General features: G+C 38.3%; 23 protein-coding genes and 1 riboswitch. Of the genes, 15 read left to right on the forward strand and 8 right to left on the reverse strand.

All coding sequences use genetic code 11. The features are described 5' to 3' along the window. Nucleotides 1-13 precede the first annotated feature (13 nt). Complete coding sequence (locus ACFW35_RS04365) at nucleotides 14-319, forward strand: LSM domain-containing protein (protein WP_379835513.1); 306 nt, start codon at nucleotides 14-16, stop codon at nucleotides 317-319. Between the two features lie 303 nt (nucleotides 320-622). Here ACFW35_RS04365 and ACFW35_RS04370 read toward each other — a convergent pair whose 3' ends face one another. Then, entirely contained in the window at nucleotides 623-1687 is a 1065-nt protein-coding gene (locus tag ACFW35_RS04370; protein ID WP_379835511.1) for an NAD(P)/FAD-dependent oxidoreductase, read from the reverse strand. A gap of 228 nt (nucleotides 1688-1915) precedes the next feature. Here ACFW35_RS04370 and ACFW35_RS04375 point away from each other — a divergent pair, with 228 nt between their 5' ends. Both ACFW35_RS04375 and ACFW35_RS04380 read left to right on the forward strand, forming a co-directional pair. Then, nucleotides 1916-2152, forward strand: a complete 237-nt coding sequence (locus tag ACFW35_RS04375) for a YuzB family protein (RefSeq protein WP_379835509.1) — start codon at nucleotides 1916-1918, stop codon at nucleotides 2150-2152. Between the two features lie 233 nt (nucleotides 2153-2385). Further along, the gene (locus ACFW35_RS04380) at nucleotides 2386-3561 is read left to right on the forward strand and encodes a NupC/NupG family nucleoside CNT transporter (RefSeq protein ID WP_379835507.1); all 1176 of its coding nucleotides are present in this window, start codon (nucleotides 2386-2388) and stop codon (nucleotides 3559-3561) included. Between the two features lie 135 nt (nucleotides 3562-3696). On the opposite strand, the gene ACFW35_RS04385 is transcribed toward ACFW35_RS04380, so the two are convergent. Then, entirely contained in the window at nucleotides 3697-4275 is a 579-nt protein-coding gene (locus ACFW35_RS04385; protein WP_379835505.1) for an ECF transporter S component, read from the reverse strand. A gap of 197 nt (nucleotides 4276-4472) precedes the next feature. Further along, a riboswitch (FMN riboswitch) is annotated at nucleotides 4473-4627 on the reverse strand. 98 nt (nucleotides 4628-4725) lie between these two features. Here ACFW35_RS04385 and ACFW35_RS04390 point away from each other — a divergent pair. Beyond that, nucleotides 4726-4968, forward strand: a complete 243-nt coding sequence (locus tag ACFW35_RS04390; protein WP_066292176.1) for a hypothetical protein — start codon at nucleotides 4726-4728, stop codon at nucleotides 4966-4968. A 17-nt stretch (nucleotides 4969-4985) separates the two neighbouring features. Next, nucleotides 4986-5876: a diaminopimelate epimerase gene (gene dapF, locus ACFW35_RS04395; RefSeq protein WP_379844041.1), complete on the forward strand. Its 891-nt coding sequence runs from the start codon at nucleotides 4986-4988 to the stop codon at nucleotides 5874-5876. A gap of 182 nt (nucleotides 5877-6058) precedes the next feature. Here dapF and mqnE read toward each other — a convergent pair whose 3' ends face one another. Beyond that, entirely contained in the window at nucleotides 6059-7156 is a 1098-nt protein-coding gene (gene mqnE, locus ACFW35_RS04400; RefSeq protein ID WP_379844043.1) for an aminofutalosine synthase MqnE, read from the reverse strand. Between the two features lie 338 nt (nucleotides 7157-7494). Between mqnE and ACFW35_RS04405 the strand changes: the two genes are divergently transcribed. Further along, nucleotides 7495-7674, forward strand: coding sequence for an aspartyl-phosphate phosphatase Spo0E family protein (locus tag ACFW35_RS04405; RefSeq protein ID WP_379844044.1), 180 nt, complete (start codon nucleotides 7495-7497; stop codon nucleotides 7672-7674). Between the two features lie 81 nt (nucleotides 7675-7755). Continuing rightward, the gene (locus ACFW35_RS04410) at nucleotides 7756-8112 is read left to right on the forward strand and encodes a HesB/IscA family protein (protein WP_379844046.1); all 357 of its coding nucleotides are present in this window, start codon (nucleotides 7756-7758) and stop codon (nucleotides 8110-8112) included. A 59-nt stretch (nucleotides 8113-8171) separates the two neighbouring features. Here the strand turns inward: ACFW35_RS04410 and ACFW35_RS04415 are convergent, their stop codons facing one another. From ACFW35_RS04415 to ACFW35_RS04425, 3 genes are all read right to left on the reverse strand, one after another. Beyond that, entirely contained in the window at nucleotides 8172-8333 is a 162-nt protein-coding gene (locus tag ACFW35_RS04415; RefSeq protein WP_165389355.1) for a hypothetical protein, read from the reverse strand. Between the two features lie 138 nt (nucleotides 8334-8471). Continuing rightward, nucleotides 8472-8645: a hypothetical protein gene (locus ACFW35_RS04420; protein WP_379844048.1), complete on the reverse strand. Its 174-nt coding sequence runs from the start codon at nucleotides 8643-8645 to the stop codon at nucleotides 8472-8474. A gap of 68 nt (nucleotides 8646-8713) precedes the next feature. Continuing rightward, nucleotides 8714-9694 carry an NAD(P)/FAD-dependent oxidoreductase gene (locus ACFW35_RS04425; protein WP_379844049.1) on the reverse strand — a complete coding sequence of 327 codons (981 nt, stop codon included), beginning with the start codon at nucleotides 9692-9694 and terminating at the stop codon, nucleotides 8714-8716. Nucleotides 9695-10073: 379 nt separating this feature from the next. Here ACFW35_RS04425 and ACFW35_RS04430 point away from each other — a divergent pair, with 379 nt between their 5' ends. From ACFW35_RS04430 to ACFW35_RS04450, 5 genes are all read left to right on the forward strand, one after another. Beyond that, a complete protein-coding gene (locus tag ACFW35_RS04430) occupies nucleotides 10074-11273 on the forward strand; it encodes an NAD(P)/FAD-dependent oxidoreductase (RefSeq protein ID WP_379844051.1) in 1200 nt (399 codons plus the stop codon). 303 nt (nucleotides 11274-11576) lie between these two features. Then, entirely contained in the window at nucleotides 11577-12056 is a 480-nt protein-coding gene (locus tag ACFW35_RS04435; protein ID WP_379844052.1) for an NUDIX domain-containing protein, read from the forward strand. A gap of 149 nt (nucleotides 12057-12205) precedes the next feature. Further along, nucleotides 12206-12337 carry a YuiA family protein gene (locus tag ACFW35_RS04440; protein WP_172827366.1) on the forward strand — a complete coding sequence of 44 codons (132 nt, stop codon included), beginning with the start codon at nucleotides 12206-12208 and terminating at the stop codon, nucleotides 12335-12337. An 80-nt stretch (nucleotides 12338-12417) separates the two neighbouring features. Next, a complete protein-coding gene (locus tag ACFW35_RS04445; RefSeq protein ID WP_379844054.1) occupies nucleotides 12418-12741 on the forward strand; it encodes a YuiB family protein in 324 nt (107 codons plus the stop codon). Nucleotides 12742-12954: 213 nt separating this feature from the next. Further along, a complete protein-coding gene (locus ACFW35_RS04450) occupies nucleotides 12955-13638 on the forward strand; it encodes a 3D domain-containing protein (protein WP_379844055.1) in 684 nt (227 codons plus the stop codon). A 32-nt stretch (nucleotides 13639-13670) separates the two neighbouring features. Here ACFW35_RS04450 and ACFW35_RS04455 read toward each other — a convergent pair whose 3' ends face one another. Beyond that, nucleotides 13671-14504, reverse strand: coding sequence for a cobalamin-binding protein (locus ACFW35_RS04455; RefSeq protein WP_379844057.1), 834 nt, complete (start codon nucleotides 14502-14504; stop codon nucleotides 13671-13673). A 16-nt stretch (nucleotides 14505-14520) separates the two neighbouring features. Further along, on the reverse strand, nucleotides 14521-15003 hold the full coding sequence (locus ACFW35_RS04460; RefSeq protein WP_379844058.1) for a divergent PAP2 family protein: 483 nt from the start codon (nucleotides 15001-15003) through the stop codon (nucleotides 14521-14523). A 114-nt stretch (nucleotides 15004-15117) separates the two neighbouring features. On the opposite strand from ACFW35_RS04460, the gene ACFW35_RS04465 reads away from it, so the two are divergent. From ACFW35_RS04465 to ACFW35_RS04475, 3 genes are all read left to right on the forward strand, one after another. Continuing rightward, nucleotides 15118-15495 (forward strand): DUF309 domain-containing protein, encoded by a 378-nt coding sequence (locus ACFW35_RS04465; RefSeq protein WP_379844060.1) that lies wholly within the window; start codon nucleotides 15118-15120, stop codon nucleotides 15493-15495. Between the two features lie 82 nt (nucleotides 15496-15577). Then, nucleotides 15578-17065, forward strand: coding sequence for a leucyl aminopeptidase (locus ACFW35_RS04470; RefSeq protein ID WP_379844061.1), 1488 nt, complete (start codon nucleotides 15578-15580; stop codon nucleotides 17063-17065). A 145-nt stretch (nucleotides 17066-17210) separates the two neighbouring features. Beyond that, nucleotides 17211-18530 (forward strand): Na+/H+ antiporter family protein, encoded by a 1320-nt coding sequence (locus tag ACFW35_RS04475; protein WP_379844063.1) that lies wholly within the window; start codon nucleotides 17211-17213, stop codon nucleotides 18528-18530. Nucleotides 18531-18831 lie beyond the last annotated feature (301 nt).

An 18831-nucleotide genomic window follows, 5' to 3' on the forward strand; every position in this document is an offset into this window, starting at 1 on the left:
GAGGCAAATGCCATTGTTGAACCCTTCAAAAGGTAAAAAATATAAAGATGAATCTTCACATATGGGTCACTATCACCATCATTATCATGATCTTTGTCTAAAATATATGGGACAGAACGTTACGATCGAATTGAATGATGGCAATGTGTATCATGGTAAACTTCACAGCTATGATCAGGATAATATGTATATGATCATGCCTGGTGAAAGTGAACAGCGTGACAGTCGTATCATTTTTGTTGGTCCATTCTTTCCAGGCTTCGGAATATTTGGCTTTCCGTTTTTCCGAATTCGCCGTTTCCGTCCTTTTTGGTGGTAATTATAAAGAAAGCTGACACGAACGGACACCAATGATGTTCGTTCATGTCATTTTTTGTTTTTTTATTAATTTAGGAAACCTGCGAGCTAACTATAGGGAACTTCAAGATAAAAAAACATCATGGAGCGCGAAAAGAAGGAGTTTCTGAAGTGAAACAAAAGGTGTTTGGCGTGAAACGAGGACTTTTTCGCGTGAAACTTTATCATTCTTGCGCGAACGTGAAATAAAAATAAAAACACGTACCGTAAATAATCAGTACAATCAAAAATAAGCCGGCTAACCTATTTGTTAGCCGGCTTCTCATCATACCTGATATTTATAAAGCCATAAGATACCTGACTTTAATAAGCGTGGTACGCGGCCGATTAACGCCGCGCTTCCCATCGTGCCGAATCCGCTCTTCTTGCCAAGGGATCCCATAACACCTTTTAGTTTGATCTCGTTCATTTCTGGAAGCGGCTGATTGTTCCAGCGTGCTAATAGAACTTGAGAGATCTGTTCTGCTTGTTCCTCCGCCAGCTGTGCGCTAGGTGCATAAGGTAGACTCGCGCAATCGCCAACTACATAAACATGTTCTTCAGAAGGAAGGTGGTGATGTTCAGTTAAAACGACGCGGCCCTGGCTGTCTTTTTCAACATCTAGTTCGCGAACAATATGGCTTGGCTGAATGCCTGCTGTCCATACGATAGCATCACATTCTACCCTCTCATCATGATTATAAAGTGCGCCTTCTTCCACTTTAGTCACATTAGAATTATTGATTACTTCAACACCATGTTCTACAAACCAGTTTTGAACATAGTTACTTAGTCTCTTTTTGTATCCTGAAAGAATGATATCTCCGCGGTCAAACAGCTTAATTGATAAATCTGGGCGGCTTTCGCGAAGTTCTGATGCCAGTTCAACACCAGAAAGTCCTGCTCCAACAACACCAACAACGGCATTAGCATGTAAGTTGTTAAGTACTTGATAGGTGTGGCGGGACTTATCAATCGTTTGAATACTCAATGTGAATTGATCGGCCCCTGGCACATTATGATACTTGTCTTCACACCCAAGTCCGATAACAAGATCATCATAGGATACATCGTCCTGATCTTTTAAAAGCACTTTCTTCTCATTAATATCGATTCCTGTTACTTCACCATATTTTATGTTTAAGCGAGGGTGCTCAGGAAACGTTACCCGAACATGGTGATCAGATATTGTTCCGGCAGCCAGTGCATAATATTCAGTTTTTAAACAATGATATGGCACACGGTCAATGAGTGTAAGCTGAATGTTTTCAGGGAGGTCTGAGGAATTAAGAAGCCTCTTCAACACACGCATATTTCCATATCCTCCGCCAAGTAAAACGAGGTGCTTCATTTGTCATATCCCCTTTTCTTTCAAGACAATTCTTATCTATGTTTATAGTAGTGTATATTGATTAATAACCTTAAAATACTGTAAGTAAACGATTTCACGTTTTTGACATGTTTAAGTATAGCACTTTGCTATAAATTCACAACTATTTTTGTGGAAAAATCAATGTGTTTACATTGACTAGCCTTCAAGAAACAGTTAGGATGGATTCATTAAGAGGTGAAATGAAAGATGAGACCGATTATTGAGTTTTGCGTCAGTAACTTGGCAAGTGGTGCACAAAAAGCACTCGAAGAATTAGAAAAGGATTATGATTTAGATGTAATCGAATATGGATGTCTTGGTTATTGCGGACAATGTGCAAAATCACTTTTTGCTCTCGTAAATGGGGATATTGTCCATGGAGAGTCTCCAGAAGAACTCGTAAAGAATATTTACAATCATATAGATGAAAACTTTATGTTTTAGGAACAGCTTCTCATATTTAGACGGAGAAGCTGTTTTTTTATTGGATAGGTCCTTTTTTATTGGGAAAAATATCTAAGGTGCAAATATTAAAAAAGGGATTGCATTTTTGTCGAAATTTGTTACATTATTAAGGGGTCAGTCATTTGATGTCTGACAACTAGTTGTAAAATTGGAAGCAGTTTCAATATAAAAAGTCAACCTAGTTTTTTAAATGTATAAGGGGGAATATTGATATGTCAATTCTATTTGGAATACTTGGAATTATTATCTTAATTGCAATCGCTTTCATAATGTCGAATGATAAAAAGAACATAAATTATAAAGCTGTTGTAATTATGTTCGCAGTACAATTGGGTATTGCCTACTTCATGCTTAACACTAAAATAGGTAAAACTATTTTGAATAAGATTGTAAACGTTTTTAATAAGGTACTTTCATTCGGTAATGATGGTATTGCGTTCGTCTTTGGAGATCTGAGTGGAAAAGAATATTTCTTCATTAATGTTCTTATGATGATTATTTTTGTATCTGCCTTATTATCAATTTTAACTTACACAAGAATTTTACCATTAGCGATCAAATACATTGGTGGGGCAGTTGCTAAAATTACTGGACTTCCAAAAATTGAATCTTTTGTAGCAGTAAATTCAATGGTGTTTGGTGATACAACTGCAATTATTTCTGTTAAGTCACAGCTTCATAAATTATCAGCTAACCGATTATTTGTTGTTGTTACTTCTTCTTTGGTAGCAGTAAGCTGTTCAATCTTGGGTGCTTACATGCAAATGATTCCTGCTGAATATGTTTTGGTAGCACTTCCGATCAACGTGTTCTCTGGACTTATCCTCTCATCTATTGTATGTCCTGTTAGTGCTGAGGAAGATGAAGAGATTCAAGTTAAAGAAATGATTCCAGAAAAGTCTTTATTCGAAGCAATTGGTAATGGTGCCTTAGATGGAGGGAAAGTTGCCCTAATCGTTGGTGCAATGCTAATCACTTACATCGGGTTACTTTCAATGGTGAACTTTGCGTTCGATTCTGTATTCGGCTTAACATTCCAAGAAGTATTAGGTTATGTGTTTGCTCCAATCGCGTTCATTATGGGAATTCCAACACATGAAATTGTAAGAGCAGGTTCAGTAATGGGAACAAAAGTTGCAGCTAATGAGTTTGTAGCGATGCTAGACTTTATGAAAATGATTCCTGATATGTCTCACAAGACAGTTGGTATTGTATCATCTTTCCTAATCTCATTTGCCAACTTCTCTTCAATCGGAATTATTCTAGGTACTGTACAAGCAATAAATGGCGAAAAAGCATCAATGCTTGCAAAAGTTGGTTTGAAGGTATTACTAGTAGCTACCATGGGTTCAGTTTTAACTGGAACAATCGTAGGGTTATTCTTATAAAATAACACTTATAAAAAGAAAAGAATGCTCAAAGCACATGCTATGGGCATTCTTTTTGGTTTAATTAAACCGAATAGTTAACGTAGAAGAAAAAAACCGCTGCGTACAGAGAACGCAGCGGTTTTCTTTCATATATTAAGCCTGCTGAGCAATTTGTTTCATCACCCAAGGCTTCATTCTGTTGTATAAAGCTAAGAACAATAAAGTAATAATCGTACCTTTTATTAGGTTAAATGGTGTGATCCCTTTAAGAATCAGGTCCATCATCATCTGACTGGACATCGGCTCAGCTCCAAGGAACCATGTGTATGCCGGCAGGATAATAACATAATTAAGGAATCCCATGGTTAATGTCATTAAAGCTGTTCCTAAAATCAGACCGACTGAAAGACGTTTAACAGTATGTTTTTTGCGGAATAAGTACGATACTGGCAGAATAAACAGTATACCTGCTATAAAATTAGCCAGTTGTCCGACGGGAACACCTGTAAAGCTTCCTACAATACCATAGTGAAGCGTGTTTTTAATTCCTTCAACCATGATGCCTGCAATGGGCCCAAAGATTATGGCCGCCAGCAGTGCGGGAACTTCACTAAAGTCGATTTTTAAAAATGGTGGAAGCCCCGGAAATGGGAAGTCGAGCATCATCAGCACATATGCGATTGTGCTGAGCATTGATACAGCTACCATTTGTTTGATTTTTCCCTTTTGCATTGAAATCTCTCCTCTTTTGTCTTGCGCCATCTAATGATTTCAAATGCAGCACAGCCTGTATCACACAAAAAACCTTAGCCTAAAATAATGGACTAAGGGAGTTGTTGTATGAAGAACAGCATGAGAAAGAAGCATTTTAGAGTTTAAAATGCGTACTTAAACAAAGGGTTCAATTTTATAAAATTGAACCGCTGTACCAACATCTTCTCCCATCCAGACTATACTGTCGGCTCTGGAGTTACACCAGATCAGCATGAAAAATTCATTGCTGAATTTTTCCGCTCACGGGCTGATGAAGAGGGAATCTTCAATTACCGCCGGTCGGGAATTTCACCCTGCCCCGAAGATGGATCGCTATTGTATTTTGTTACATGACCTATTATACTTTAAAAAATGTTAGTTGTGAATGATAATGCAATTATAACACCTTCCAAATAGAGGATGAATCACATGAAAATAACCTTTGAATATACATGGCCTTATGAACGAATGATGAATGACATCTATATCGCCGAGTGTCCTTTTTGTAAAAGTGACAACGTGCTTACAAGTTTTAAAGAAGAGCAGATGGAGCTTGCAAAAGAAGGCGTAAAGCAACGGTTGATCATGCCGTGCTGTCACGGAAAGCTTACAATACTTAATGCTGATGACGATTATTTTTATACAGATGAAAAATTAAGAGGTCAACAATAAGGAGCTTTAAATAAAACATGAAGAAGCTGAAATTCACAAAAATGCATGGACTCGGAAATAACTATATCTATGTGAACATGTTTGAAGAAGCAATCGCTGAAGCCGACCTGGCAGATCTTGCTGTTTCCGTATCAAATCCATATACGGGAATCGGGTCAGATGGCATGATTTTAATTTGTCCGAGTGAAAAAGCACCCGTTAAAATGAGGATATTTAATAACGATGGTTCAGAAGCAAAAAACTGTGGAAACGGTCTCCGCTGTGTTGCTAAATATGCTTATGAAAATGGCATTGTAAATGAAGAAGAGTTTACAATTGAAACACTTGGGGGACTTGTAACTGCAAAACTGACAATAGATGAAAAACATCAAGTTAGTCAGGTAACCGTTAATATGGGTAACCCAATACTCATCCCTGATCAAGTTCCTGTAAAAGGATTCTCAAATAAAAACTCCGTTATCAATGAACCCGTTTCTTTTAACGGAAGCGACCTAAATATGACGGCTGTCTCAATGGGTAACCCGCATGCGATTTTCTTTGTAGATGACATTGAGGAAGCACCGTTACATTCTCTGGGACCAGTGATTGAAAAAGATCCGATGTTTCCTGATTGGGTTAATGCAGAATTTGTAGAGATTGTTTCTGAAGAAGAAATGCACTTTCGAGTCTGGGAAAGAGGATCAGGTGTTACTCAAGCATGCGGCACCGGAGCATGTGCGGCAGCTGTTGCAGCAATCTTAAATGGGAAAGCGGAAAGAAACAATGATATTACCATTCATTTAGCTGGCGGAGACCTTATCATCAACTGGCAATCAAGCGGTGATGTATTAATGACTGGACCTGCTGAAGTGATTTGCACAGGAGAATACCTTTTAAAGCAGGAATTATCTCACTCTGAGCGAAATTAGACGAGGTTTGAGCGCAGGTTGTTTATTTTGAGTGTACGCTGGTCTTTTTGAGCGTAAAACAATTTTCTTGAGCGTACGTTCGTATTTTTGAGCATACGTGTAATAGATAAAAGAACACGTACCGTAAAAAAATTTCATATGAAAAGCCCGGCCAATTTAATTAGCCGGGCTTTGTTTCTTCATTAATATTTTTGAATGATGTTATAGAATGTATCACGTTCAACAGGTACTTTATTTGCCGTTTTAATTAAGTGAACGAGTTCTTTACGGGTAATACCAGCTGATGTTAAAGCACCAACAGCATGTGAGATGCGCTCTTCGATCAGTGTTCCATGGATATCATCCGATCCAAATGTAAGAGCCATTTGTGTCAGCTGTACGCCGATATTAATCCAATACGCTTTAATATGGTCAAAGTTATCCAGCATGAGACGGCTGATTGCCATCGTTCTCATATCATCAAAAGCAGATGTTCTTCTCGTTAAGCCCATTGATTGTGAACGAGGCTGCATCGCAAGCGGAATGAATACCATGAAACCGTTCGTTACGTCTTGAAGCTGGCGCAGACGATCCATATGAATCAGGCGCTCTTCTTTAGTTTCAATGGAACCGTATAGCATAGTAGCGTGTGTTTTCAATCCTAAACCATGTGCAATTTCATGGGCTTCAAGCCATTGATCAGTTGATGCTTTGTCAGGACTCATTTTTAAGCGATATCGTTCAGTAAGGATTTCAGCTCCTCCGCCTGGCATCGTATCAAGGCCGGCTTTGATAAGCTCCTGCAATGCTTCTTTCATTGAAGTACCAGCAATCCTAGAGAAGAATTCAATTTCAGCCCCAGTATATGCTTTTACGGTTACTTGAGGATAGTGCTTTTTCAATGTGCTGACAGTATTTAAGTAGTAATCAAATGGAACTTCGTGATTGTGTCCGCCAACGATGTGGAACTCACGGATATTGTCATTCCAGCGTTTTTGAACATACTCTAAGAGCTGTTCTTCATTCATTGTATAGGCGCCTTCTTCTCCAGGCTTGCGTTTGAATCCGCAGAAGCTGCAAGTAGCTTCACAAACGTTTGTTGGATTGATATAAAGGTTTTCGATGAAATAGACATGATCTCCGTTTTTTTGACGGTTCACTTCATTTGCGAGTGACGCTACAGATAACAAATCGTCAGTTTCATATAGATACAAACCATCTTCAATTGTAAGACGTTCACCATGTTTAACTTTTTCTGCAATTGCTTCCATTCGAGTATCGAACGTTAATATATTTGCCATGTTTTTATCCCCCTAATATTCTAGCGAAATGTTCAGATGATGTTTAAATTTTTTGGATCTTCGGCAGAGACTATGCTCTTCTTTTACAAAGACTATGCGAATACTATGTAAAATAAGGAATTAAAAGATAATCTAAAAAACAAGCCTATTCAAGCATTCAGATGCTTTTTTTCATTATAAGCCTAATCATACATTTGGACAAGGAAGTCACTTTTATAAAAAACTTTCCAATACAAAAAAATGTGTATTTTTTACTAGGGGTTTATTGTCTATTTATTGAAATAACTGTAAAATAGATATACCTTACTTGTCTTAAATATAAGAGTGGAGTGACGAAAATGAAAGCCACATCAGCTGCCGCTAGACTAGAAAAAATCGAACAATTAGAAAGTCTTCGAAATAAGATGATACAAACAGCAAATACTTTTGGAATACAGCATCCTATGGTTTTAAAATATAGTAAAAAAATTGATGAAACTCATAATAAAATTATGCAGTTGCAGCATAACGAAAAATAGTGCCAAAGCCGATTCCTTGAGTGCTTATAACGGAAACGGTATACTTAAGCCATAATCCTTATTAAAAGGAGTGAAAGTGAAATGATCGTTGAGATTTCAGAAAGTGCAGCAAGCAGAATCAAGGAAATGCTGGCTGATGAAGAAGATAAAAATCAATTTCTTCGTGTTGCTGTAAAAGGCGGAGGATGTACAGGTCTTTCTTATGGAATGGGATTCGATAGTGACCTTGCTGACTCAGACCAAGAAGAAATGATTGAAGGTATTCGTGTCGTTGTAGATGAAGAAAGTGCTAAGGTGTTAAAAGGCACTGTTATCGATTTTAAACAAAACATGATGGGCGGAGGATTTACGATTACAAATCCAAATGCCATCGCTTCTTGCGGCTGCGGATCATCTTTCCGTACAGCAACAAATGCCGGAACTCCTGAAGAATGCTAACATAACAAAAACCCTCCTGAACTTTTCGTTCAGGAGGGTTTTTGTTATGTTAAGTATCATTATATTAGTTTAAATATTAATGCAAGACCGATTAAATCCGAAAAAACGGATGCACCTATAAGCAGCATTTTGTTTTGCTTACTTGTCTGTTTTAAACCAAGGGGCATTAAAACAGTTCCTAAAATAAAGAACACGATACCGAAAATTAAGTTCATTTCCATGGATTTATCTCCTCGTTTAAAAAAGGGTATAAGAAAACCCGGCGCGCCAACACCGGGTGAAAAAACTGATTGGTCAGCGGCACTTGTCCGCCTCACAAACTATAATAACAAAAAATGACTACTTAATCCAGAAGGAAATTATTCCAAGGTATATTTTTCCAGCTCGCTTAAAAGTTCTTTTAAACGAGGGACTTGATCTCTTGTTTCCTCTAGGAAGGATTCGTCAGTTATGTGAAGCTGGCTTATAATTCTTTGGATTTCCTGCAAACAATCAGCAGCGTGCATCTCTTCTTCAGTAAATTGTCTATTCAATTGATTTCACTCCTTTATTACATATGTAGAAAAGGCACCAGAACCATTGTCCGGCGCCTTTCGGATATTTAAAATAAGCTTGTGCTGTGCATAGGCTGAGTTTTTGCGTTAGGATCGATATATGTTTTCGCGTTGTTTACCGCAGTTGGAGCTTCGCCAAAACCAGATGCGATCAGCTTTACTTTGCCGTCATACGTACACACATCACCAGCGGCATAAATTCCTTTAATGTTCGTTTCCATCTTAGAGTTAACCACAATGGAATTCTTTTGGATGTCGAGACCCCACGTTTTAATCGGACCGAGAGATGAAATGAATCCGTAGTTAACAATAACTGCATCTACTTCAATCGTTTCTTTCAAGTCGTCGTTTTCTAAAACGACTGCCGAAATATTTTCTCTGTTACCAATCAATTCAGTTATTTGATATGGAGTTTTAACAACAACCTTAGAATTCATCAATTGTTCCACACTATGCTCATGCGCACGGAACTTGTCGCGTCTGTGAGTCAGTGTCACTTGTGGGGAGATAGGCTCCAGCATTAGCGACCAGTCAAGAGCTGAATCTCCGCCGCCGCAAACCAGAACTCTTTTGCCTGCAAATGCTTGGAGATCATCTACGAAATAGTGCAGGTTTTTACCCTCATATTGTTGTGCAGAAGCTAACTCCAATCGGCGTGGCTGGAATGCACCAACACCTGCTGTAATCAGAACTGCTTTACTATAATGAACCGTTTTATCGGTAGTTAATTCGAAAATCTCATCATCATTTTTTTCAACGTTCTGAACAGACTCTTCTAAGACAACGGCAGGATTAAATTGCATAGCCTGTTCTTTTAAGTTGTTAACAAGGTCTTGAGCCAGAACTTTTGGGAAACCGGCAACATCGTATATGTATTTTTCAGGATATAAAGCAGAAAGCTGTCCGCCGAGCTGCGGCATACTTTCAATAACCTTAACTTTCATTTGACGCATGCCGCCGTAGAATGCAGCAAATAATCCTGATGGACCTCCACCAATAATCGTAATATCGTAAATTTCTTTTGCCATCACTTTCACCTCTTCTGTTTTCTATGACTGATGAACATAAAATATGTTCTGACCAGAACTCTTTGCTATCTCTCATAAACATTCTTTATAAAGGCAAAAAGTCCTCTTTTTTCACTAGTATATTTTGGCATAGGTTGATACCCAAAAAGACAACAATTCATAAAAGAATTGAATAATTATCATAACGAAAAAAGGGTTGAAAAAACAAGGAAAAAGGAATAAGATGAGTACGTATGAAAAAAAGATGTCGATATTTCGAACATTTTTTTGCATTTATTTATATCTTATTACGTGAAATATATCACAATCTATTCCTTTTCTTCATATTTAATGAATGAAAAGGTCAAACTAAAAAAAATGAGAACTGGAAGTGAAATTGATGAGTAAGCCAAAAATACTTATTCTAGGCGGCGGTTATGGCGGAATCATGTCAGCTGTTCGTTTACAGAAAGAATTAGGATCAGATGAAGCAGAAGTAACACTTGTAAACAAACATAACTATCATTACCAAACAACATGGCTTCACGAAAATGCAGCAGGTACTTTGCATCACGATAAAACGCGTATCATGATCGACAACATCATTGATATGAACAAAGTTAACTTTGTACAAGATACTGTTGTAGAAATTAAAAAAGATGAAAAGCGTGTTGTTCTAGAAAACCAAGAATTAACATATGACTATTTAATTATTGCTCTAGGATCAGATCCAGAAACTTTCGGAATCCAGGGCCTTAAAGAAAATGCATTCAGCATCCGCAGCATTAACTCTGTACGTAAAATCCGTGAGCATATTGACTATTCTTTTGCTCGCTATAATAACGAAGGCGAAAAAGACGAGCTTATTACAATCGTAGTAGGTGGAGCTGGATTCACAGGCATCGAGTTCGTTGGAGAGCTTGCTGACCGTATACCTGAGCTTTGCCGCGAGTATGATATTCCTCGTGAAAAAGTACGTATCGTAAATATCGAGGCTGCTCCAACAGTACTTCCTGGATTTGATGAAGAGCTTGTTGAGTATGCAATCAACAACCTTGAGCGCCGCGGAATTGAGTTCCTAGTTAACACTCCGATTAAAGAGTGTAATACAGATGGAGTTGTTCTTGCGAATGGTGAAGAAATTAAAGCAAACACAATCGTTTGGACAGGCGGAGTTCGCGGTAACCATCTAGTAGAAGAAGCTGGATTTGAAACAATGCGCGGACGTGTAAAAGTTGATAAGGATCTTCGTATGCCAGGGTTTGATTACATCTTCGTTGCAGGGGATTGCGCGCTTATCATTGACGAAGAAGCAAACCGTCCTTACCCTCCAACTGCACAAATCGCAATTCAGCAAGCTTATACAATCGGCCGCAACATCAAAGCATTAATGAATGGCGGAAAGCTTGAAGAATTCAAACCGGATATTAAAGGTACGGTTGCATCACTTGGTAAAGGTGAAGCGATTGGTAAAGTAGGAAACAAGAAATTGTTCGGTGCTACTGCATCAGCGATGAAAAAAGTAATCGATAACCGTTACCTGTTCTTACTTGGCGGAGTACCAATGGTTATTAAAAAAGGTAAATTAAAACTTTTCTAAATCGATTCGTGTAAACTAAGAACAGGAGCTAATGCTTCTGTTCTTTTTTATATAATAAAAAAACTGTTTTCAAAATCTTTGATGCTTTTGAAAGTGGTTGATTTCCGTTCCAGGATGCTCGCTTTCCGCGGGGCGTGCGGTGAGCCTCCTCAGCGCTATGCGCCATTAGGAGTCTCACCTGGCACGCTGATCCCGCTGGAGTCTCGCACCTTGCACTCCTATCAACTTATCAATGAAGGCAAATTCAAATGAAAAGAAAAAATTCTTAAGAATACAGCTTAAAAAGAAAGGACGATCAAGCTGATGACTAAAAAAGACAGAGGAAAGATTTGGCTTGCAGCTGCTGGCCTTTTAATAGATGATGGGAAATGGCTTGTCGTAAAGAAGAAATATGGCGGATTAAAAGGCAAATGGTCCATTCCAGCAGGATTTGTTGATGCAGGAGAAACCGTTGATGAAGCAGCAATTAGAGAAGTCTTTGAAGAGACTGGTATTTTGGGAGAAGTGGTCTCAGTACTAGGTATTCGTTCAGGCGTAATCAAAGAAACCATCAGTGATAATATGATTGTTTTTTTACTGAAAAAGAAGAGCGGGGCTCTAATTGCTGATGAAAATGAAATAGAAAGAGCTGCATTTTTGACCCCTGAGGAGCTTAAGGTGGATCCAGCCACTTCATTAATGGTTCATTATTTTATGAATGAAAAAAATAAGCATATCGAGGATGAAATTAATCCGGGAGATATATTCGGATACACTTCGTATAAAATTTTTGATTGCAGATAAAAATGTACGAAATATTCTGATAATTTAAGATTGTGCTCAATGTTTACGCTTACATCAGGTTATTTCGCCTTAAAACAGGTTTTTCAATAACCTGAATCCTTGTTATTATTATCTGAAAATTTAAACTAAAAACAAGGGAGTGTTACAACATGAGAAAACATGCGGTTCAGAAAAAACATGATCAATGTCAATATTGTGATGGTAAAGGATATTTCCAGCTGTTGCTTGGAGGTTCTGAAACGTGTGTAGAATGCTGCGGAAGCGGAAAGAAAAGAGCTTAGCGAGGTAACGCTCTCAATGCAATTGACGTAAATCCCCCCATTTAGTAAACTAACGACAGATATATGGGGGTGTCAACATCATGGATTTGCTTTTACCACAGTTTTTTATTTCAATGCTGCTTTTCATGGTTCTATTTTTTGGAATAGGCTTTTTGTTTAATATGCTTCTGCGCGCTACATGGTTTATGGTTATTCTTTATCCTCTAGTCGTCGTTATGATTGTGGATGATATAAGATTTTTTGAGTATTTTACTAAGCCAGGTTCAAGTTTTCAAAAGCTTGCAAGTGATTTAGTAAATTTATCTCCTTCAGATATAACAATTTTAACTTTCGGACTTATCGGTGCTATTTTAGCAGGTGTTGCGATCAAGATGCTTCGTGTCCGCGGTTATCAGATGTTCTAAAAGACTCTCCTCTGGGGAGTCTTTTTTTTGGTGTTTTCGCAAACTTTGTTGCTATTGGAAGTGGTTGATTTCCGCTCCAGGATGCTCGCTTTCCGCGTATGGTGAGCCTGAAGGAGTCTCTGCACAAACTCTTCTCGACTTTAACTAAACAACTAATCCGTATACATTTTTTCATGAATGGGAAGGAATAGAAAGGAGAGGAGTGGACATTTTTTGCTTAAACTAAGAAAAATTGCAAAAAGAACAGTGCTGACTTTTCTTTTTGTCTGCGCTATTTTTACCACGTTTCGTTCTGTTTCCGGGGTTCAGGCAGACGATATCGCTAGCTGGCTGGATGAAAAAAAATCCAGTGATATCCAGATTGTAGACGCTGCGTTGAAAACTTTATTACAAACCTTAAAATCAATGCCTTCATTTTATGCTCCAAACATGATGCTTTCTTCTGCTGAGGCAAAACCTCCAAAATCGATAGAGGATACAATTGACTTTTCAAAATATCCGGCAGTAAGTGTAACTGCAACAGGCTATACTGCCGGCAAAGAAAGTACAGGAAAAGAAAAAACTCATCCTGCATATGGAATAACGAAATCCGGAGTAAAGGTAAAAAGAGATTTATATTCAACAATTGCCGCGGATACAAAAGTTTTTCCGATAGGCACCGTTCTATGGGTTCCAGGATACGGCTATGGTGTCGTTGCTGATACTGGATCTGCAATTAAAGGGCATAGAATTGATCTTTATTACAATACAGTAGAAGAAGTATATGAAAAGTGGGGCAAGAAAACCATTAATGTGTATGTGGTGCAGCTCGGTGATGGCGATATAACTGAAACAGAACTTAAGGCATGGAACGAAGAGAAGTCGATGCAAGTGTTCAGACAGCAGTTTATATATTGATAAAAGCTCCATAACCAAAAATGAGCTTCAGGTCATCTAATGATAACTTGAAGCTCTTTCATATCATTTTCTTCTTGCTCAGGTATAAAAGCAGGATAATTCTCAGGATGAATAAGTGCAGCAAGTCTTTTTAGACCGAAGATTAAACGCGGTGAAGGACGGCAAAATAGCGATTCCTCAAGCTTTACAATCTCAGTTCCATGAGCGTTCAATATATCCCAACCTTCTCTTTTCTTTATATGAGAAGGACGCATTTTATCCGTCTTTACACCAACCCATACCATGCCGATCAGATCAGGTTTGCGGTCTACAACATCTTCCCATGTTGTCTGGACACTGGCGAGTTCTACATCTTCAAATAGGTTCATACCACCTGCAAGACGTGAGATCTCAGTGAGCCAATTTATCTTACCAGGCGTGAAAACCGGTTTTGGCCACCATTCAAAATAGATTTTTTTACGTTTATTTAAAGAATTGCTTATTCTCATATATTCGTTTATTTCATCTTTCATCCATTTAACAACATGCTCAGCATTATTTGATCGGTTAAGCCTTTTACCTAAATCCAGCAAGTCATTCTGGATGTCTGTAAGAGACTGAGGATCGTAGATGACGTGTGGAATGTTTCGCTTGTTCAATTCTTCTATGTTTTTCTCCATCCCGGGTACACTCAAACTTGCTAAAACTAAATCTGGCTCTAAAGCTTCAAGCTTGTTCATATCAATCGATAAGTCAGGACCTAATCGTGGCAATCGCTCCACCTCTGATGGCCAGTCCGAAAAGTCGTCAATTCCAATCAGGTCGGGAGTTGCTCCTAAAAAATGAAGAAGCTCTGTATTGCTCGGGCAAATTGATACCAATTTCAAAACAAAGTACCTCCTATTATAAAAAGAGCCACGATAGAATTAATGTTTGTGTTATTCCAAGCAGCCCGCCAAAGAACACTTCTTTAGGGCTGTGTCCTAAAAGTTCCTTTAATTCTTTTCTCTGCTCTTCAACATCCTTTTGTTCAAATTGTTTATTAGATTTCTGAACGTGATCTCTGAATTCTTCTACTAAATCATTCAATACGGCAGCTTGTTCTCCTGCATGCCATCGTATACCTTTTGCATCATACATTACAATAATGGCAAACATTGCTGCAATAGCAAAAAGAGAAGAACCTAGACCATGCATGGCCCCAATTGCAGTCGCAAGCGATGTAACGGAAGCTGAATGCGAACTTGGCATTCCCCCGGTGCTTATAAATAGATCCCATTTGATTTTTTTTGTATTGAAGTAGTGGATAGGGATTTTTAAGAACTGTGCAGAAAAAACTCCAAATAATGCTGCGAATAATGGGAAATTGAAAAATAAATCAGACATAATTGGCTCCCTCTCATTGTGGTGGTTTATAGTATGGCTATTTTAGATAGTTGTTACCCGATTTGAATGGTGTTCAATCTCTGGTAACATGAATCATGGAAGGGGATTTTAGAGATGGACTTTTTTCCTCAGGAGTATTACGAGTTTTTTGTTGTTTTTAATGAAGGAGACTATTATACAGGGCATGACCTTTTAGAGGCGATATGGCTTACAGACCGCAGCAACTTGTTTATTAAAGGCCTGCTGCAGATGACCGTCGCCTTATATCATTATGAGTACGGCAATGTAAAAGGTGCACGTGAGATGATGAAAGCAGCAAAACTCTACCTGACACCTTACAAACCTCATTTCTGGAATTTAGATTTAGAACCTGTACTTCATTTTATTGAACAATGTCTAGATTTAATGCCTTTACATATTGATAGAGTACCATTCACAGCATCACACACTTTGCCTGTGCTGCCGTCATACTATATAAATTTAGAAGAATAAAACAAGATGAATTCGAAATATTCTAAAAGAAAGAGTATAATGAGTTTAGAAAGTAAGAATTTGCATAAGGGGGAACTTTAACGTGTTTACAATAAAACATCCATGGAATGCTAAAGAACAAGAAGAAGTCCTACTGGTCGGTTTATTTCAAGAGCCTAAACTTTCTGGGGTAATGGCTGATATAGATGAACAACTTCAAGGTCATATTACCGAGCTAATTAAAGACGGAGACCTTTCGAATAAATTAAAAAGTATAAAAAAATTAAATACGCTGAATCAGATTGGTACGAAACGTATTTATTTTGCTGGTTTAGGCAGACGAGATGAGCTTACGTATGACAGAGTGAGAGATACGTTTGGCAGAGCAGTACAAGAAATTTCAAAAGAGAAAAGAACTCATTTTTCAATCCTGCTGGATACCTTTAAAAGTGATTCAGTATCAATGGAAAAACTTGCACATGCTTTTAGTGAAGCGGCAGGGACTTCGGCATACCAATTTGAGAACTATAAAAAGAAATCTAATGAACCTCAAAAAAGGTTGGAGCAAGTTACGGTTTATACGGAAAATAGTGAAGCAGAAGCGGGCTTAACAAGTGGATATGCGTATGCGAAAGGTATTAATCTTGCACGAGATTTAGTTAACACGCCTGCTAACTTGCTGACACCAACCGATCTTGCTGCTGAAGCCATCGACGTAGCACTGGAATACGGTATGGAGTACGAAATTTTAGAAAAAGAAGACATGGAAAAGCTGGGTATGGGAGGTATTCTTGCAGTAAGCCAAGGATCCGATCAGCCTCCTAAGTTAATTACAGTAAAATACCAAGGGCGAAAGACTTGGGATTCTGTTGTTGCATTAGTTGGTAAAGGGTTAACGTTTGATGCCGGCGGATACTCGATCAAACCTGCATTAAACATGCACGAGATGAAAAGTGATATGGGCGGAAGTGCTGCTGTTCTGGGTGCGATGGAAGCTATTGGCCGATTAAAGCCTGAGATAAATGTAATGTTTGTTATTCCTTCATCAGAAAACCTTGTAAACGGTTCTGCCATGAAGCCAGGTGACGTTATCACTTCATTAAGCGGAAAAACAATCGAAGTGCGTAACACTGACGCCGAAGGACGATTGATTCTTGCAGATGCGATTACATACGCAAAAGAGCAAGGAGCAGCATTCATCGTTGACGTTGCAACACTGACAGGGGGAGTTTTGGTAGCCCTTGGGGATTGTACAACAGGTGCCTTAACGAATGATGAAAACTTCTATGAGCATATTAAACAATCAGCATCAGATGAAGCAGAACTCTTGTGGCTGCTTCCTAGTTTTCAACCATTTAAAGATATGCTGAAGACAAGTGATGTCGCTGATCTTAATAACGCTACCGGTAGACTCGGGCATGCCATTACAGGGGGATTATTTGTAGGAGAATTCGCAGAAAAAACTCCTTGGATACATTTAGATATTGCTGGAACAGCATACTCATCAAGAGCATCGGAACTTGGTCCAAAGGGTGCAACAGGAGTAATGGTCCGCACATTGACAACATTTGTTAGAAACTTTAAAGCATAAAATAAAAAGGGAGCTGAATCTATCATGATTCAGTCTCCCTTTTTTTCATTGACACAGTTCTACAAACATGTTAATTTGTTAAAGGTTTAACAAATTAGCGATTTAGCGAAATAAAGTAATAAAGCTTTAGGGAGGAAATAATATAATGAATGCTGTGGTATTAGCAGTAGCAGTTATGCTGGTACTAAGCCTTTTACGTATACATGTAGTTGTAGCTTTACTAGTAGGTTCACTTACAGGCGGTTTTATCGCTGGAATGGGTCTTACTGAAACGATAACCGTATTTACCGAAGGATTAGGATCGAATGCAGTAATTGCACTAAGTTATGCATTGTTAGGAAGTTTTGCTGTGGCCCTATCACGAACGGGACTTCCTGCCTTGATGGTTAACAAAGCCATCTTGCTTGTAGGTAGAGAAGAAGAAACGAGAAAAAAATCTCTTTCAAAAGTTCTTATTCTTTTTATCATATTAATGATTTCATCTTTTTCTCAAAACTTGATTCCAGTTCATATAGCAATTATTCCAATCTTCATTCCGCCTCTTCTTCATGTTTTAAATGAGCTTCAGTTAGACAGACGTCTGGTGGCTACCGTTATCACATTTGGTTTAATTACACCATATATGTGGTTCCCTGTAGGATTTGGAGGCATTTTTCATGAAATTCTTCAGACAAATATGAAGGATAGCGGATTAACAGTAAAAATGGATCAAATACCAACAGCGATGACGATTCCTTCATTAGGTATGATCGCAGGCTTGTTGATTGCTGTTTTCCTTACGTATCGAAAGTCTCGCAGTTATGAAAATAAAATTGTCGACTCTGCCAATTCTGAAGCAGCAGTTTACACAAAACGATCAATCATTACAGCAGTTCTAGCAATCGCGGCAACTCTTTTCGTACAACTGCAAACTGATTCAATGATCTTCGGTGCATTATCAGGTATTGTATTGCTATATTTTAGTGGTCAAATAAAATTAAAATCTTCAGATGCTGTTCTAACGGAAGGTATGAAAATGATGTCATACATCGGATTCGTAATGATTTCTGCAGCAGGTTTTGCTGCGGTTATGCGTGAGACAGGTGAAGTTGAAACATTGGTAAAAGACAGTGCTGCATTTATTGGCAACTCTGCCGCACTTGGCGTGTTGCTAATGTTAGTGATCGGTTTGCTTGTGACAATGGGGATTGGTTCTTCATTCTCAACTATCCCTATCATTACAACGATTTTTGTTCCGCTTGCAGGCGAATTAGGTCTTAGTGTAATGGCGACCATAGCTTTGATCGGAACAGCTGCAGCACTAGGAGATGCAGGTTCACCAGCATCAGACAGTACGCTTGGACCAACATCTGGTTTGAATGTAGATAATCAGCATAATCATATTTGGGATACGTGTGTTCCAACTTTTCTTCATTACAACTTGCCATTGATCGCATTTGGATTCATTGCGGCTATGGTGTTATAAGTTAAAAAAGCTGATTCACAAAGACGTAAATGCTTTGTGAAGTCAGCTTTTCTTTTTTTTATAAAATTTTGAATAGCAGCATGTCTAGTGATTAGGTTTTTAAGCTGGAAAAACATTTACGGGGTGAATATGAGTGGTTATGGGGCGAAACTTCTAGATTTCGGGGTGCAGCGAGGCTTTGTTGGGGCGAAACAAGGACACTATTGGGTTAAAACCCATTCACATCGGGCGAACGTGTAATAATAAAAAATCACGTACCGTAATCAACGATTGTAAAAAATAGTCCGTCTCAATTATATAG

It is taken from the genome of Fictibacillus sp. NPDC058756 (assembly GCF_042746035.1).
Taxonomy (GTDB): Bacteria; Bacillota; Bacilli; order Bacillales; family Fictibacillaceae; genus Fictibacillus.